The sequence below is a fragment of the Bradyrhizobium sp. AZCC 1719 genome, assembly GCF_036924525.1.
Lineage (GTDB): Bacteria > Pseudomonadota > Alphaproteobacteria > Rhizobiales > Xanthobacteraceae > Bradyrhizobium.
The window spans coordinates 641,942-657,341 of record NZ_JAZHRU010000001.1 but is presented as its reverse complement, the minus strand read 5'-3'; the positions used below and the strand labels follow the sequence as shown (position 1 = coordinate 657,341).

At 62.7% G+C, this 15,400-nt stretch carries 14 protein-coding genes; 9 read left to right on the top strand and 5 right to left on the bottom strand.

The genetic code is table 11. The annotated features are described in order from the left end of the window. Nucleotides 1-95: 95 nt before the first annotated feature. Nucleotides 96-959 carry a protein-L-isoaspartate O-methyltransferase family protein gene (locus tag V1292_RS03245; protein ID WP_334370287.1) on the top strand — a complete coding sequence of 288 codons (864 nt, stop codon included), beginning with the start codon at nucleotides 96-98 and terminating at the stop codon, nucleotides 957-959. Between the two features lie 36 nt (nucleotides 960-995). Here V1292_RS03245 and V1292_RS03240 read toward each other — a convergent pair whose 3' ends face one another. The 4 genes from V1292_RS03240 to V1292_RS03225 form a co-directional block, all read right to left on the bottom strand. Beyond that, nucleotides 996-2,504 carry a tripartite tricarboxylate transporter permease gene (locus tag V1292_RS03240; protein ID WP_334370286.1) on the bottom strand — a complete coding sequence of 503 codons (1,509 nt, stop codon included), beginning with the start codon at nucleotides 2,502-2,504 and terminating at the stop codon, nucleotides 996-998. Between the two features lie 7 nt (nucleotides 2,505-2,511). Next, a complete protein-coding gene (locus V1292_RS03235) occupies nucleotides 2,512-2,997 on the bottom strand; it encodes a tripartite tricarboxylate transporter TctB family protein (RefSeq protein WP_334370285.1) in 486 nt (161 codons plus the stop codon). Between the two features lie 161 nt (nucleotides 2,998-3,158). Beyond that, on the bottom strand, nucleotides 3,159-4,085 hold the full coding sequence (locus V1292_RS03230; protein WP_442895596.1) for a tripartite tricarboxylate transporter substrate binding protein: 927 nt from the start codon (nucleotides 4,083-4,085) through the stop codon (nucleotides 3,159-3,161). A 940-nt stretch (nucleotides 4,086-5,025) separates the two neighbouring features. Next, entirely contained in the window at nucleotides 5,026-6,285 is a 1,260-nt protein-coding gene (locus tag V1292_RS03225) for an FAD-dependent oxidoreductase (protein WP_334370283.1), read from the bottom strand. Between the two features lie 419 nt (nucleotides 6,286-6,704). Here V1292_RS03225 and V1292_RS03220 point away from each other — a divergent pair, with 419 nt between their 5' ends. The 8 genes from V1292_RS03220 (at nucleotide 6,705) to V1292_RS03185 (ending at nucleotide 13,922) form a co-directional block, all read left to right on the top strand. Beyond that, nucleotides 6,705-7,694 carry a LysR family transcriptional regulator gene (locus V1292_RS03220; RefSeq protein WP_334370282.1) on the top strand — a complete coding sequence of 330 codons (990 nt, stop codon included), beginning with the start codon at nucleotides 6,705-6,707 and terminating at the stop codon, nucleotides 7,692-7,694. A 34-nt stretch (nucleotides 7,695-7,728) separates the two neighbouring features. Continuing rightward, nucleotides 7,729-8,640 carry an amino acid ABC transporter substrate-binding protein gene (locus tag V1292_RS03215; RefSeq protein WP_442895487.1) on the top strand — a complete coding sequence of 304 codons (912 nt, stop codon included), beginning with the start codon at nucleotides 7,729-7,731 and terminating at the stop codon, nucleotides 8,638-8,640. Between the two features lie 163 nt (nucleotides 8,641-8,803). Continuing rightward, nucleotides 8,804-9,535 (top strand): amino acid ABC transporter permease, encoded by a 732-nt coding sequence (locus V1292_RS03210; protein ID WP_057841470.1) that lies wholly within the window; start codon nucleotides 8,804-8,806, stop codon nucleotides 9,533-9,535. Between the two features lie 2 nt (nucleotides 9,536-9,537). Then, nucleotides 9,538-10,230 (top strand): amino acid ABC transporter permease, encoded by a 693-nt coding sequence (locus V1292_RS03205; RefSeq protein WP_065743678.1) that lies wholly within the window; start codon nucleotides 9,538-9,540, stop codon nucleotides 10,228-10,230. Between the two features lie 6 nt (nucleotides 10,231-10,236). Then, nucleotides 10,237-10,968, top strand: a complete 732-nt coding sequence (locus tag V1292_RS03200) for an amino acid ABC transporter ATP-binding protein (protein WP_334370281.1) — start codon at nucleotides 10,237-10,239, stop codon at nucleotides 10,966-10,968. Between the two features lie 207 nt (nucleotides 10,969-11,175). Next, the gene (locus tag V1292_RS03195) at nucleotides 11,176-12,033 is read left to right on the top strand and encodes a D-amino-acid transaminase (protein WP_334370280.1); all 858 of its coding nucleotides are present in this window, start codon (nucleotides 11,176-11,178) and stop codon (nucleotides 12,031-12,033) included. A 115-nt stretch (nucleotides 12,034-12,148) separates the two neighbouring features. Beyond that, complete coding sequence (locus V1292_RS03190; protein ID WP_334370279.1) at nucleotides 12,149-13,129, top strand: tripartite tricarboxylate transporter substrate binding protein; 981 nt, start codon at nucleotides 12,149-12,151, stop codon at nucleotides 13,127-13,129. A gap of 58 nt (nucleotides 13,130-13,187) precedes the next feature. After that, complete coding sequence (locus V1292_RS03185) at nucleotides 13,188-13,922, top strand: helix-turn-helix transcriptional regulator (RefSeq protein ID WP_334370278.1); 735 nt, start codon at nucleotides 13,188-13,190, stop codon at nucleotides 13,920-13,922. A 13-nt stretch (nucleotides 13,923-13,935) separates the two neighbouring features. On the opposite strand, the gene iaaH is transcribed toward V1292_RS03185, so the two are convergent. After that, the gene (gene iaaH, locus V1292_RS03180) at nucleotides 13,936-15,363 is read right to left on the bottom strand and encodes an indoleacetamide hydrolase (RefSeq protein WP_334376921.1); all 1,428 of its coding nucleotides are present in this window, start codon (nucleotides 15,361-15,363) and stop codon (nucleotides 13,936-13,938) included. Nucleotides 15,364-15,400: the final 37 nt, after the last annotated feature.

Genomic DNA, 15,400 nt, shown 5'->3' with positions numbered 1-15,400 from the left:
ACAGCTCAATCCGGGCGAGCGGGAGTGTGATGAGGCTACAGCGTGCATCCTTGATGTGCTACGCTGGCCGCTCATCCCATGGTTGAGGCCCTGATGTGTCCGATTCCGTAGAAGTCCAGCGCCGACACTATGCAGAAGACCTCTGGTTTGTCGCCGATATGCGCTCAGCCGCGGTGAAGGCGGCCTTTGCGGCCGTGCCGCGTGAGGGGTTCGTCGGCCCCGGGCCTTGGCGGATCAAAAGCTTCTGGAACATGGCGGACTATCGAACCACACCCGATGACGATCCATGTCACGTCTATCATGATGTGCTGATCGCGCTCGACGAAAGCCGCAGGCTCAACAACGGCCAGCCCAGCCTTTGGGCTTTCGTGTTCGACAAGCTTGATGTCGCGGCCAACGAACATGTGGTGCATCTCGGTTGCGGCACGGGCTATTACACTGCCATCCTGGCCGAGCTGGTCGGTCGTGATGGCGCCGTGGAGGCGATCGAAATCGAGCCGCGACTTGCGGAGCTGGCGCGTGCGGCCCTCGCACCATGGCCGCAGGTCATGGTCGCGAATGGCGACGGCACCGGTCATCCTCTCACGCCCGCGGACGTGATCGTCGCCAGTGCTGGAGCGACGCATCCGCTTCCGGCCTGGCTGGACGCATTGAAGCCCGGCGGACGCCTATTGTTTCCCATGACACCAGCTGAAGGTTTCGGCGGCATGTTGCTGGTCACGCGCCTCCGCGCTGACAAGTTCAGCGCGCGGTTCTTGTGTCAGGTTCTATTCTATGAATTCGCGGGTGCACGCGATGCTGAGGTGAGTAAGCGGCTCGCTGAAGCGTTGTCGCGTGATCGCGGCGCCGGCGTCAAGTCGCTGCGCAGCGACCCTCATGAACAAGAGGAGAATTGCTGGCTACACGAGGATGGTTGGTGCCTATCATGCCGCGAAGCGGCGGAACAAGCGGGCGACTAGCAGCAGGGACACGGGGCGCGGCACTGCTCCGGCCCCTCACACCTCTTCATCCAGCGCGACCAGCTCTCGCTTCTTCCGTAGTGACGGCAGCAACGGCGCGACCAGCAGCACGACTGCAAACAGAAGGCAGGCGGCCGAGATCGGCCGCTCGACGAACGTCATCAGATTGCCCTGGGAGAGGATCAGCGACTTGCGCAGATTGTTCTCCAGCATCGGTCCCAGCACGAAGGCCAGCACCAATGGCGCCGGCTCGTAGCCGAGCTTGCGCATGAAATAGCCGATAATGCCGAACGCGATCATCACATAGACGTCGAACACGTTGTTGCTTGAGCAATAGACGCCGATGATGGTGAACAGGATGATCAGCGGGAACAGAATGTTGTAGGGCAGTTTGAGGAGCTGGACCCACATGCCGATCATCGGCAGGTTTAGCACCAGCAGCATCAAATTGCCGATATACATGCTGGCGACGATGCCCCAGAACAGGCCCGGGTTCTGCGTGATCATCAAGGGACCGGGCTGCAGGCCGTGAATGACGAAGGCGCCGAGCAACAGCGCCATCACCACATTCGGCGGAATGCCGAGCGTCATCAGCGGAATGAAGGCGCCTCCGGCGGCCGCGTTATTGGCGGCTTCGGGTCCCGCCACGCCCTCGATCGCGCCGTTGCCAAAGCGCTCCGGTGTCTTGGACAGCCGCTTTTCCAGAGCATAGGACGCAAAGGAAGAGATCACCGCGCCGCCGCCCGGCAGGATGCCGAGAAGGAATCCCATAATCGTTCCGCGCGACATCGGGCCCGCGCTGGCCTTCCAGTCTGCTTTGCTTGGCAGCAGGTGCGCGATCTTCGTGTTGATGATGTCGCGCTTGATGATTTGTTCAGTGTTGAGCAGCACCTCCGCGACGCCGAACAGGCCCATGACAACCGGGACGAGGCCAATGCCGTCGATTAGCTCGATCCGGCCGAAGGTCAGGCGCGGCTGCGCGGTGATGCTGTCGAGACCGATCAGGCCGAGCACAACGCCGGTGCAAGCCATCAGCAGCGCCTTCGCCATCGAGCCCTGCGTCAGGAAAGTGAGCACCACGACGCCGAGCACCATCAGGCTGAAATATTCGGCCGGCCCGAAAGCGATCGCGACGCTGGCAAGCTTCGGCGCCACCAGCATCAGCGCGACCAGCGCAAAGGTGCCGGCGATGAACGAGCCGAACGCGGCGATGCCGAGCGCTGGACCGGCGCGGCCTTGTTTCGCCATCTGGTGCCCGTCGATACAGGTGACGACGGAAGCGGCTTCGCCGGGAATGTTGACCAGGATCGAGGTGGTCGAGCCGCCATACATCGAGCCGTAATAGATGCCGGCCATCATGATGATGCCGGACTCTGGCGTTCCCGACAGCGTGATCGGCAGTAAGAGCGACATCGCCGAGATCGGGCCGATGCCGGGCAGCACGCCGACCAGCGTTCCGATAAAGACGCCGATGAAACAATAGACCAGATTGATTGGCTGAAGGGCGACGCCGAAGCCATGCGCGACGTTGATGAGCGTGTCCATGGTGCGATCAGCCGATTTCGAAGATGCCCGAGGGCAATTGGATCAGCAGCAGGCGCTTAAGGATCCACCACATGCCGAGCGGCACCAACAGCGCGATTGGAATGGTCAATTGCCAGCGCACCGGATCGACCAGCCGCAACAGCAGCACCATCAGCGGGATCGACGACAGCAGGAAGCCAAGCGGATTGAGCGCAAAGGCGAACGCGGCGAGGCAGGCGATGACGATCACCGGCTTTGTCCAGCGCGCATTCTGCCAACGCGAACCGAAGGTCGGCCCACCCTCGGTGAGCGCCGCGACGATGATCGCCGCGGCGAACAGGCACATCAGGATGCCGGTATAGAACAGGACGTAGCCCGACCCGGGATCGTTGATGGTGCCGAGCTTGAGCTTGAGCCCGGACCAGATCACGAAGCCGCCGAGCGCGAGCCCGATCAGCCCGCCCCACAGTTCGGAATTGTTGAGGCGGAATTTGACGTTGGCGTTGTCGTTCATCTGTCTCTTTCAGCCGTTCCCCGGACGCGGCGCAGCACGAAGTGGTGCGCCGCAGAGCCGGAGCCCATATGTTTGCGGGCGTTTGCGGGCGCAGTGGGTCCCGGCTCCGCGGAGCAACGCAAACGTGCTGCACGGCGTCCGGGACACGTGCCAGGCAGCAATTAGTTCGTCTTCTTCGCCAGACCGAGCTTGTCGACCACCTTGCGCTCTGACTCGGTAACCTCGACGACGAACTTCTTGTAGTCCTCGGTGCTCTTGTAACTGGGCACCATGTCGAATTTCGCCAGCGTCGCGATCACGGCCGGATCGTCCAGCGCCTTCTTGAAGGCGTCGTGCAGCTTGGCGACGATCTTCGGGTCCATGCCTTTCGGTCCGGCGATGCCGAATGGCGAGTCATAGACCATGGGATAGCCGAGCTCCTTCAGCGTCGGCACGTCGGGATAATTCGGCGAACGCGCCGAGGTCCACACCATCAGAAGCCGCAGCTTGCCGGCGTCGACCAGCGGCCGCCAACCCGTTGAATCCGCCTGCAGCATGGTGTGCTGTCCCAGCACCGCGGCGTTGGTTTCCGCGCCGCCCTTGAAAGGCACCTGGGTGAGCTTGATGCCGGCCATGGACGCGATCTGCTCCATGCCGATATGCAGCGATGTGCCGGCGCCCGGCGTCGCATAGGTCACCTTGCCGGGATTCTGCTTGGCGTAGTCGACAACGTCCTTCCACGTCTTGAAGGGCGACTCGGCGCTGGTGGTAACGCCGAACGTGTAGCCGGTGAGGTGGACGATATAGGTGAAGTCCTTGTCCGGATTCCACGAGACTTCCTGCATCAGGGGCAGGCGGAACACGGTTATCGGAATCTGCGCGATGGTGTAGCCGTCTGGCTTGGCGCCGGCCGCCATGGTGGCCGGGCCGACGGTGCCGCTACCGCCAGCCTTGTTGTCGATGGCGATCGGCTGTCCCAGCACCTTGGAAGCGCTTTCGGCGATCGCGCGCATCGAGATGTCGGTCGAACCGCCCGCCGGCCACGGGACGATCAGCGTAATCGGCTTGGTGGGATAGTCTTGCGCGCCGGCATGGGCCGACACCAGCATAGCGGCGGCCGCAAGCGCGATTCTCAAATGGCTGCGTTGAAACATCAAATCTCGCTCCCTTGCTGTCCGGTCGAGGCCAAACCCGTTTCTCTTTTGTTAGCCGCCGGCGATATTGCTAAAATCGAATGAGAAGAGTGCGTTGACTGATAGACTGGCCGACAGAGGCGGCACGAGCGGCGTATACGAAAGCAAACCTGCGAGCTCATGCCGATTTTCCGCGCGGCTTCGGTCGGGCTGCGCGGCGCAGGGCGAAAGCTCCCGCCTCGACCACAGCGGGCTTGCGATCGATCAGGTCCGCCGTCAGCCGCGCGCTGCCACAATAGTAAGTCAGTCCGCGAAAGATGGGCACCAAAGAAGAGTGCCGCGTCGCCGCTTCGCGGCCTTAAAGCAACCTGAATGCTCATGGGCTTCCTCTCCGAATTCGCATTTTTTGGGCCGGGCAATCCTAGCCGACAGCACGCCTATGGCTTGACACGGTCACCCGCAAACGACTTCTTGGGTCGGTGGGTTGAGCTAAAGTCAACGCCCGACCATGCTGCGGCTCCACTGCAGCCGAAGACGGTCGTTGCGAAAAGACCACCCTCTCCAATGGCCGAATCTCGATCTACCAGCATCTAACGAGAAAGCCGCCCATGAAGGCAGCAATGGCGGTCGCCAAATGGCTACGTCTGAACATATGCAACACTCCCCTGCAGCTTCTCTTGACACGAGAGCCGCTTGTTTCTTCCCGGGCTCGATCATCCCTGAAATCGCCGAGGAAGAAAAGCGTGTTGGCGGCTGGGGGCTCGCGCCGTCCGCGTCGCAACAAGCTGGAAATGACGCCAGCGACAATCGGCCTGCCGCGGCATCCCGGAGTACGGAATTTGGCTGCCGCCGCACCATGCGAATTCGGGCAGCCAGCCTGGATTGTCGGCCCACTGGTTCGCAACGTCACCGTTCGTTAGGCGGCGCGGCGCAGGGCAAATGCCCCGGCCGCCGCGACCGATGGCTTGCAACCGATCAAGTCCGCCGTCAGCCGCGCGCTGCCGCACGCCAGCGTCCAGCCGAGCATACCGTGTCCTGAATTGATGAAGAGGCCGTCAAGCGGCGACCAGCCGATGATCGGCCGGCTGTCGGGCGTCATGGGACGAAGCCCGCACCAGGGCTCGATGTCGCCGGCGGCGTCGATCCCAAGCAACTCGGCGGAGGCGCGGCGCAGGACTTCGACGCGTCCTGCATCGATCGTGGTGTCGCTTTCGAGATCGGCGATGCCGGCAACCCTTATGGCCGTGCGCCCGTCGCGCGCGCGCGGCGCAAATACCAGCTTGCGTTCCATATCCGTGACGCTGTGCCGAAGAAGGCGCGCCTCCGGCGCCGGTGAAAGCGTGATGCTGTAGCCTTTGAGCGGATAGATCGGCAGATAGAATCCGCACGCTTTCGCAAAAGCGCCCGATGCCGCCCCCATGCACAAAACGAAATGGTCCGCCTGCACATGTCGCTTGCCGGTGTCGACGGCGACCAGCCGGCCGCCCGAACGGACCGGCCCGGCAACTTCGGTACCGAGCACCCATTCGACGTTGCGTTGCCGCAGCAGTCGAGACGTCAGTCCTGCGCAAAACGCCGCGCAATCTCCGACCTGCTCGGAGGCCGTGAAGATGCCGCCCGCGAGTTCGTGCGCGTCAAGCCTGAGCGCAGGCTCCAGCGCCAGGCATTCCGCCGGCGTCAACACCTGCTGGCCGTACTCGCCGGCTTTCGCGGTGATCGCGCGTCGCGCCATATCGAATTCGTTCCGGCTTCGGAACACCACGAGCTTGCCGGCGGTTCGCAACCCGAATGAGAGCATCAGGCTTTGCGTCAGCCGCGCCAGCTCGCTCCGGCTCAAGGCGGCGAGCGCAAGTTGCGCTGCAATGGTCTCGCGCACGGCTGCCGGCCGGCAAGCGAGCAGGAAGCGCGCGCCCCAGGAAATCAAGGCCGGATCGAGGCCAGCGCGGATGCGCATCGGCGAAGTCGACGACAGCAGTAGCGACGGCAGCTTCCTGAGTGTTGCCGGAGACGCCAGCGGCGCCACGAACGCGTAAGAGAGCTGGCCGCCATTGGCTGCACTGGCGCCTTTCGCGGTGGAGGCATGCCGGTCGACGATGATGACGTCGTGCCCGGCCTCGGCAAGGCACCATGCGGTCGTCAGTCCAATGACACCGGCGCCCAGTACGCAGATTTTCATTTCGAGGTCTCATCCTGGTGATCATCCGATCGAGGCGTGAGAATCGATCGGACGAAGGGGTGTTGCTCACCAGGTTTTAAGGCCACCGAACGGCGCCCTTGATGCCAAGTCTGCATGATGCAAAATTTGCATAACCTGCCGGAGGCGTGGCAGGCTAAGGAAGATGCGATCATGGGCGAATGTCGAACGGCTGACATGAACGGGCGAGATTTGACGGGGACTGCCGCAGAAGCGAAGGCGAGCCGAGGCGATGCAAAGCTTGCATTGGTCATCCCGGGCGGCGACCCGCTACGTTTACCGGCATGGAGCTTCACATTTGCTATCGAGAACCGGCGCCGGTTGGCGTCCGCAGCCACGCGTTGCCCCAGAGCGGCTATCGTGGCGGCGACGCCGCGATCGCTTGCAATGCGGGGGGCTTGATGGAGCTTCGCTGGCTTCAGGATTTCCTGATGGTGGCCGAGACCGGAAATTTCACCCGCGCCGCCGAAAAACGAAACACGTCGCAGGCCGCGTTCAGCCGACGGATCAAATCGCTCGAAGCCTGGCTCGGTTTCGACCTGATCGACCGCAGCGTGTACCCGACGCAGCTCACGCCGCAAGGCGAGCGCTTTCGCGAGCATGCCGGCGAGTTGCTGCGGCAGATGCTCGACACCCGCGTCGAGCTTGGCGGCAAGCCGCTTCGCCGCAACGAACATATCCGCATCGCCCTGCCGTTCGCGATGGCCACCGCGCGGCTGCCGCATTGGTGGCAGGCCTGGTCACAGGAGCGGCGGTTGAGCTGCTCGGTGGTCGTCGGCAACATCCACGATCTCGTCACCTCGCTGGTCTCCGACAACGTGGATCTGATGATCTGCTACCACCACGCCCAGCAGCCGATCCATCTCGATCCGGATCGCTACGAACGCGTCACCCTCGGCACCGAATTCTTGCGGCCCTACGCCAGCGAAGCGCTGGTGGCGAAGGGCGGCGCGTCGCTGCCCGGCCGGGCGTCGCATCCGGTCCCCCTTTTGATGTATTCGCCCGGCGTCTATTTCGCCCGGCTGGTCGATCTCATCCTGGAGACCGCCCCCATTTTCGGCGTGCGGGTCATTGAAAGCGACATGTCCGACGTGCTGTGCGGGATGGCGTTCAGCGGACGCGGTGTGGCTTGGTTAACGGAGGGGACTGTGGCGGCTTCCGGCCGGAAGCGGCTGGTCCCGATCGGCGGCGACAAATGGGCGTTGCCTTTGTCTTTAGTCGCATTCAGGGGCCGAATGCATGATGGCCAACGGGCGCTAAATCTGTTTTGGTCCGAATTGTGCAGGCATAGTGCCGGGCACGCCGGAGGCGGTCTTGCCAAGGGTCTTGCCAAGAAAGGCTCGAGACCGTCGGCCAAACGGCCCGGCAAGTTGCTGAGTCAGGGTGGATGAGCAATCATCTGAAACCTTTGGAGGGAGAAGTTACGTGAAACACCATCATATTATCGGCTGTCTGGTCGCGGGTGCGTTGTGCGCCGGACCGGCAACGGCCCAGGAGCTCACCGGGACGCTGAAGAACATCAAGGATACCGGCGCCATCACGCTCGGCTACCGCGACTCGTCGATTCCGTTCTCCTATCTCGACGACAACCAGAAGCCGATCGGCTACGCTATGGACATCTGCTACAAGATCGTCGATGCCGTGAAGAAAGAGCTCAAGCTCGACAAGCTCGAGGTCAAGCTCAACCCGGTGACGTCGTCGACCCGTATCCCGCTGCTCGCCAACGGCACGATCGATCTCGAATGCGGCTCGACCACGAACAATGTCGAGCGCCAGAAGCAGATTTCCTACACCAACACCCACTTCCTGACCGCCAGCCGCTACGTCACCAAGAAGGCGAGCAAGATCAATTCGATCGACGATCTGAAGGGCAAGCCGGTGGTCTCGACCGCGGGCACCACCAATATCAAGCAGCTCACCGAAGCCAACGCGGCGCGCAGCCTCAACATCAACATCATCCCGGCCAAGGACCACGCCGAGGCATTCCTGATGGTCGAGACCGATCGCGCCGTGGCCTTCGTGATGGACGACATCCTGCTCGCGAGCCTGGTTGCCGGCTCGAAGGCGCCGGGCGATTACCTCATCTCCAAGGATGCTTTCTCCAAGCCCGAGCCCTACGGCATCATGCTGCGCAAGGACGATCCGGCCTTCAAGAAGGTGGTCGATGCGGCGACGGCGGCGCTCTATACCGGCGGCGAGGGCCAGAAGATCTACGACAAGTGGTTCACGCAGAAGATCCCGCCCAAGGGGCTGAACCTCAACACGCCGATCAGCGCCGAGCTGAAGAACGAATTCGCCAAACCGTCGGACTCGCCGGATCCGGATTCGTATAAGTAAAAGTAGACCCTCATCCTTCGAGACGCCCCGCAGTGCGGGGCTCCTCAGGATGAGGAACTTCTAGCAAGATAGTCCGGCCATTTTTGCAATGAAAATGGCCGGACATTTGCATAAGCGTTAGCGATCAAGAGCTTTACCGGCACTTTCGGGGACAAGGTGCAGCGTGAACTATAACTGGAACTGGCACATCTTTTTCGAGCCGAACCCGACAGGGGCGGGGACCTATCTCGACATGCTGGTGGCGGGACTGCTGCTGACCATCAAGACGGCGCTGCTGGCCTGGGTCATCGCGCTGATTTTCGGCACGATCATCGGTATCCTGCGCTCGCTGCCGTCGAGAACCGCGTCCTGGATCGGCTTTGGCTATGTCGAATTCTTCCGCAACATGCCGCTGCTGGTGCAGCTATTCCTCTGGTTCTTCGTGCTGCCGGAACTACTGCCGCGCGGCGCGGGGCTGTGGCTGAAGCAGATTCCGAATGCGCCATTCTGGACGGCGGCGATCGGGGTCGGGTTGTTCATGTCGGCGCGTGTCGCCGTGCAATTGGCCGCAGGCATCGCCTCGCTGCCGCGTGGACAGAAGAATGCCGCGACCGCGCTGGGTCTAACCACGGCGCAGGGCTACCGCTACGTGCTGCTGCCGATCGCGTTCCGCATCATCCTGCCGCCCCTCACTTCCGAATTCCTCAACACCATCAAGAATACGTCCGTCGCGATCACCATCGGCCTGATTGAACTGACCGGCCAGGCGCGGGCGATGCAGGAATTCTCGTTCCAGGTGTTCGAGGCCTTCACCGCCGCGACCGTGATGTATCTCGCGATCAACATCGTCGTCGTCACCGGCATGCGCTTCCTTGAACGCAGCCTGGCGATCCCCGGCTATATCACGGGGAAATAGCGATGTTCGACAATCTCGATTTCGATGTCATTCGCCGCTCGCTGCCTTACCTGTTCCTCGACGGCATGAGTTTTACGCTGATGCTGACCGGGTTGTCGGCGCTGGGCGGCCTGATCTTCGGCACGCTGATCGCGCTGATGCGATTGTCCGGCTACAAGCTGCTCGGCCGCGTCGCCGGGCTCTATGTCGACTTCATGCGATCGCTGCCGCTGGTGCTGGTGATCTTCTGGTTCTATTTCCTGGTGCCCTATATCGGACAGTGGTTGACGGGGGCGTCGCGGCCCATTCGCGTCGGCGCGTTCACCTCGTCTCTCGTCACCTTCATCATGTTCGAGGCGGCGTATTTCTCCGAAATCATGCGCGCCGGCATCCAGTCGATCTCCAAAGGGCAGCCGGCGGCCGCAAGCGCGCTCGGCCTGACCTACAGCCAGTCCATGCGCTACATCGTGTTGCCGCAGGCGTTCCGCAACATGCTGCCGGTACTGCTCACGCAAACCATCGTACTGTTCCAGGACACTTCGCTGGTTTATGTGCTGTCGATCCCGGATTTTCTCGGCGCCGCCAGCAAGGTGGCGCAGCGCGACGGCCGGCTGGTCGAGATGTATCTGTTCGCGGCCGCGGTCTATTTCGTGATTTCCTGTGTCGCGTCCTATGGCGTCCGGCGCCTGCAGGCGCGCATTGCTATTGTTCGGTGAGAGGCCATGATCGAAATCAGCCACGTCAATAAATGGTACGGGCCGAGTTTCCAGGTGCTGAAGGACTGCACCACCAGCGTCGCCAAGGGCGAGGTGGTGGTGGTGTGCGGCCCGTCGGGATCGGGAAAGTCGACGCTGATCAAATGCGTCAACGCGCTGGAGCCGTTTCAGGAGGGCCAGATCATTCTCGACGGCATCAAGGTCAACGATCCCAAAACCGATTTGCCGAAACTGCGCGCCCGCGTCGGCATGGTGTTCCAGCATTTCGAGCTGTTTCCGCATTTGCGCATCATCGAGAATCTGTGCCTGGCGCAGGAGAAGGTGCTGGGCCGCTCGCATGACGAGGCGATGGCCAAGGGCGAGAAACTGCTCGAGCGCGTTGGGTTGACCGTGCATGCGAAGAAATATCCGGCCGAATTGTCCGGCGGCCAGCAGCAGCGCGTCGCGATCGCGCGGGCGCTTGCCATGGACCCGATCGCGATGCTGTTCGACGAGCCGACCTCGGCGCTCGACCCCGAGATGATCAGCGAGGTGCTCGACGTGATGGTCGATCTCGCCCATGAGGGCATGACCATGATGGTCGTCACCCACGAAATGGGCTTTGCCAGCAAGGTCGCGCACCGCGTGATCTTCATGGACAAGGGCGAGATCGTCGAGGACGCGTTGAAGACGGATTTCTTCGGCAGCCCGCGCAGCGAACGCGCGCAGAAGTTCCTGTCGAAGATTTTGTCGCATTAGTCGCTGCGACCGCCGCCGTCATTGCGAGCGAAGCGAAGCAATCCATAGCGCGGCGTAACGGATAGGTGGATTGCTTCGTCGCTTGCGCTCCTCGCAATGACGGTGGTGGCCGTCGAAATCATCCGGGTCGCGGTGAGAGGTTCTCGCCGTTGGCAGATTGCCGATAAGGTCCACGCAACAGCTTTACTACCTCCAGGAGACTCTACTTTGGAACAGATCGCTTACGTCAACGGCTCGTTCGTCCCGCTTTCCGAGGCGAAGGTCTCGATCCTCGATCGCGGATTCCTGTTTGCCGACGGCATCTATGAAGTCGCTGCCGTGCTGGACGGAAAATTGATCGACAACGCCTCGCATCTGGCGCGGCTGGAGCGCTCGGTCGGCGAGATCGAGCTGGCGCTGCCGGAGACGACGGCGCGCATCCAGGAGATCCAGAAGGAACTGGTTAAGCGCAACAATCTCGCCAACGGCATGGTTTATCTGGAAGTAACGCGCGGCGCCGACACCGGGCGCGATTTTGCGTTTCCGAAGAACGTAAAGCCGACGTTGATCATGTTCACCTCAACCAAGGACATCATCAACGCGCCGTCGGCCAAGACCGGCATCAACGTGATCACGGTGCCGGACCTGCGCTGGGCCCGCCGCGATATCAAGAGCGTCGCACTGTTGGCGCAGGTGTTGGCCAAGCAGGCTGCGGCGGCGGCCGGCGCCGGCGAGGCCTGGATGATCGAGGACGGCAAGGTGACCGAGGGCGGCTCGTCATCGTGCTTCATCCTGACCCAGGATGATGTGATCGTGACGCGGCAGAACGGCAGCGAGATCCTGCCCGGCTGCACCCGCAAGGCCGTCGTCGCGCTGGCCGAAGAACGCCAGCTCCGCGTCGAGGAGCGGGCGTTTTCGATCGAGGAGGCGCTCGCCGCCAAGGAGGCCTTCGTTACCAGCGCCAGTCTGTTCGTACAGGCCGTGGTGTCGATCGACGGCAAGAAAGTCGCCGACGGCAAGCCCGGCCCGATGACCAACCGCCTGCGCGAGATTTATGTGGAGTTCGCCAAGGCGACGGCGGTGTAGCATCCCAAGATGTCGTCGCCCCGTACTGGATGCCCCGCCGGAGCCCATCGGGGCCGCCGAAGGCGAGACCCGGCGGCGGGGCATGACAACGCAGAGCTAGGAGGATCTGGGCGCCATGCTGTTCGATCGACGCCGCATCGCCTTGCTGCTCGCGCTCGCTCCGGGCTTGTTGTCGCTTTCAGCCTATCAGGCTCTGGGCGCCTATCCGGACCGCATCATCAAGATCATCGTCCCCTTTGCGCCAGGCGGCGGCACGGACTCCATCGCCCGCGTCTTGGCGCAGGAGATGGCAAAGGATCTTGGCGCCAGTATCATCGTCGAGAACAAGCCGGGTGCCAGCACCATTATCGGCGCGCAGGCGGTCGCGACCGCCGAGCCTGACGGCTACACGCTGCTGATGGGAACGTTTGCCCATGCCGTCAATCCGAGCCTGAATGCCAAATTGCCGTTCGACTCGAACAAGGACTTTGCGCCCGTCGCGCTGATCGCGCGTTCTCCCAATATCGTCGTCGTCAATCCGAAATCGTCGTTTCGCTCGATCGCCGATCTGATCGCGGCGGCGAAGGCCGAGCCCGACAAGATCTCCTACGGAACATTCGGCACCGGCACCTCGGCGCACCTCGCCGGCGAACTGTTCAAGCGCATGGCCGGCGTCCATATGACAATGGTCCCCTACAAGGGTTCCGCGCCCGCCATCACCGATCTGATCGGCGGGCAGACCCAGGTGATGTTCACGACGGTGGCAAGCGCAGCATCGTTGATCGAGGGCGGTCAGTTACGCGCGCTGGCAGTGACATCAGCGGAGCGCTCGCCTGCCTTTCCGCAATTGCCGACGGTCGCCGAGACCGGTTTTCCCGGCTTTGAAGCGGAAACCTGGTACGGCCTGTTTGCGCCGGCGAAGACGCCGCCTGACATCATCGACCGCCTCAACAAATCGGCGGCGAAAGCCGTGCAGGCCGACGCCTTTAAAAAACTGAGCGTTAACGAGGGCCTCGTCCTGATTACGGCACCTCCCCAAGAATTCGGCCGATACTATCGCAGCGAGGTGGAGCGCTGGCGCAAAGTCGTCGAAGACGCCGGCATCAATGTCGAGTAGGCGGCAGGCTCATGCGAAGCCGGTTCCCCTGATCGCGGTTCCCCGCTAGGATGGCCTCATGTATGTGAGCGCTTCCGAGAGCCGGGTGCTGGCGCGCATCTTCGGGCTGTTGTCCGAAGACCTCAGCGAGCGCGACGTTCGCGAGGCGATCGGCCATCATCTGCTCGAATTGCTGGAGGCCGATCATTACGCCTCGTTCGTCTGGCAGGAGGCGACCGGTCGTTTCGAAAAGGCCGTCTACCTGAACATGGACCCGGACAACATCGCGGCTTACGACTGCTACTATCAGCAGCGCGATCCCATTACCTTGAAGCTCCAGGCCCGCCGCGAGGCGACGCTGGTCACGCAGGTGATGCCGCAACGCGACTTGATGCGGACCGAATTCTTCAACGATTTTCTCGCCCGCGACGGACTGCATTGGGGCGTCAACGCCTATAGCTTCGCCGGCGGTCGCAACATCGGCGACATCAGGATCTGGCGCGGCCGGCGGCGCGAGAATTTCGATGGCCATACGCTGGAATTGTTGCGGCTGATTGAGCCTGCCTTCACCGGCGCGCTGGTGCGCGCGGCCGGCGGGGTGGCGGCCGTTGCGGCTGCCGGCTCACCGATCCTGAAGCTCTCGGTGCGCGAATTCGAGATCGCGCGGATGATATCGGACGATCTCAGCGACAAGGAGATCGCGCACCGGCTGCAGGTCGAGGTCTCCACCGTCCGCACCCACATCGAGCGCATTTTCGCCAAGCTCGGCGTCCGCCGCCGCAGCGGCGTCGCCAGCCTGTTTGCAAGGCATTAGCCGTGAGCGCCACCTAGCGCGACGGCGGCGGAAGCCTGCCGAATAGCTTCTCCATCGCCATGCCAACCGCAAGTAACTTGCGGTCGCTTCCCGCGGGACCATCGAGCTCGAGGCCGACAGGCAGCTTCGTCGACGCGCCGAGCGCGATCGGAAGCTGAAGCCCTGGGATGCCGGCGTTGCTGCCGGGATCGGTGTTCTGGATGAACAGCAGGAAATTGGCGAGGCTCGAGGAATCGGGGTTGGATGCGATCGCGACCTTCGGCACGGTCGGGAAGGCGATGGCATCGAGCTTGTTCTTTGCGAACGTATCGCGATAGAGCGCCCGCAACGCCGGCCGGGCGGTTTTCATCGCGGCGTCATAGGCCGGCTGGGCATCGGCGACTGTATTGTTCGGTCCCGGCAGTTTGCGCGGAATCACCAGCCCGTCATAGGTGCCCTTTACGTCGGGGCTTGCGATCTCCTTGGCGAGATTCTCGATGCCGACGCCGCTACCTGTCTTCTTGAGATAGGCGGCCATGTCGTCATAGGCCTCGTAAAGCGCGAGCGGAAATCCGACCTGGCCGTTGAGCTCGGCGAGCTTTGGCATTTCGACATCGACGATCGTCACGCCGCTCGCCTTGAGCTTGTCCAGCGCGGTCTTGAATGCGGCTTCGGTGTCGCCATCCAGGTTGGCCAGCATGGCTTTGTCGACGCCGATGCGGACCCGCTTCAGTTCGGCGGACGCAATCGCGCCGCCGCCGGCGATCACACGATCGAGGATCGCCACGTCGCCGACAGTGGAAGCCATCGGGCCGGCGGTGTCGCGCGTGTGTGAAATAGGCGCGATCCCCGCCTGCGGATAGCGGCCGACGGTCGGGCGCAGCGAGGCACAGCCGTTCAGCGCGCAGGGCACCCTGACGGAGCCGCCGGTATCGGTGCCGAGGCCTGCGGTGACGATGCGCGCACCGATCGCGGCCCCCGTTCCGGAGGACGAGCCGCCGGCAATCTTCGTCGCATCATAGGCGTTGCGCACACCGGGCTCCGGGCCGGTCTTGAACGCACCGTTGTAACCGGAGATGCCGAAGGCAAGCTCATGCATATTGGTCTTGCCGATGATGATGGCGCCCGCCGCGCGCAGTTTTGCCGCCACCGGCGCATCCTTCTTCGGCACGAAGTTTTTCAGCGCCGGCGTTCCAGCCGAGCTGGGAAGGCCGGCTACCTCGATGTTGTCCTTGATGACAATGGGCACGCCGCCGAGCGGCTTGCACGCGCCCTTCTTGCGGCCGGCGTCAAACGCTTCGGCGGCCTTGATGGCGCCGGCCTCGTCCAGCGTGATGAAGGCGTTGAGCTCAGGCTTCGTCTTGGCGCGCGCCAGCGCCGCCGCGGTCAGCGCCTTGCTGGTGATTTTTCCGGCGCAGAGATCGGCGGCGGCTTGCGTTGCTGTGAGCTGATCCAGATCGATCGCCGGTTGGGCTGTCGCTGGAGACGATGCGAGGACA

Excerpts from the sequence above, each read along its gene's own strand:
- V1292_RS03240 (WP_334370286.1), bottom strand. The coding sequence starts at position 2,504 with ATGGACACGCTCATCAACGTCGCGCATGGCTTCGGCGTCGCCCTTCAG.
- V1292_RS03235 (WP_334370285.1), bottom strand. The coding sequence starts at position 2,997 with ATGAACGACAACGCCAACGTCAAATTCCGCCTCAACAATTCCGAACTG.
- V1292_RS03230 (WP_442895596.1), bottom strand. The coding sequence starts at position 4,085 with ATGCTGGTGTCGGCCCATGCCGGCGCGCAAGACTATCCCACCAAGCCG.
- V1292_RS03225 (WP_334370283.1), bottom strand. The coding sequence starts at position 6,285 with ATGAAAATCTGCGTACTGGGCGCCGGTGTCATTGGACTGACGACCGCA.
- V1292_RS03220 (WP_334370282.1), top strand. The coding sequence starts at position 6,705 with ATGGAGCTTCGCTGGCTTCAGGATTTCCTGATGGTGGCCGAGACCGGA.
- V1292_RS03205 (WP_065743678.1), top strand. The coding sequence starts at position 9,538 with ATGTTCGACAATCTCGATTTCGATGTCATTCGCCGCTCGCTGCCTTAC.
- V1292_RS03200 (WP_334370281.1), top strand. The coding sequence starts at position 10,237 with ATGATCGAAATCAGCCACGTCAATAAATGGTACGGGCCGAGTTTCCAG.
- V1292_RS03190 (WP_334370279.1), top strand. The coding sequence starts at position 12,149 with ATGCTGTTCGATCGACGCCGCATCGCCTTGCTGCTCGCGCTCGCTCCG.
- V1292_RS03185 (WP_334370278.1), top strand. The coding sequence starts at position 13,188 with ATGTATGTGAGCGCTTCCGAGAGCCGGGTGCTGGCGCGCATCTTCGGG.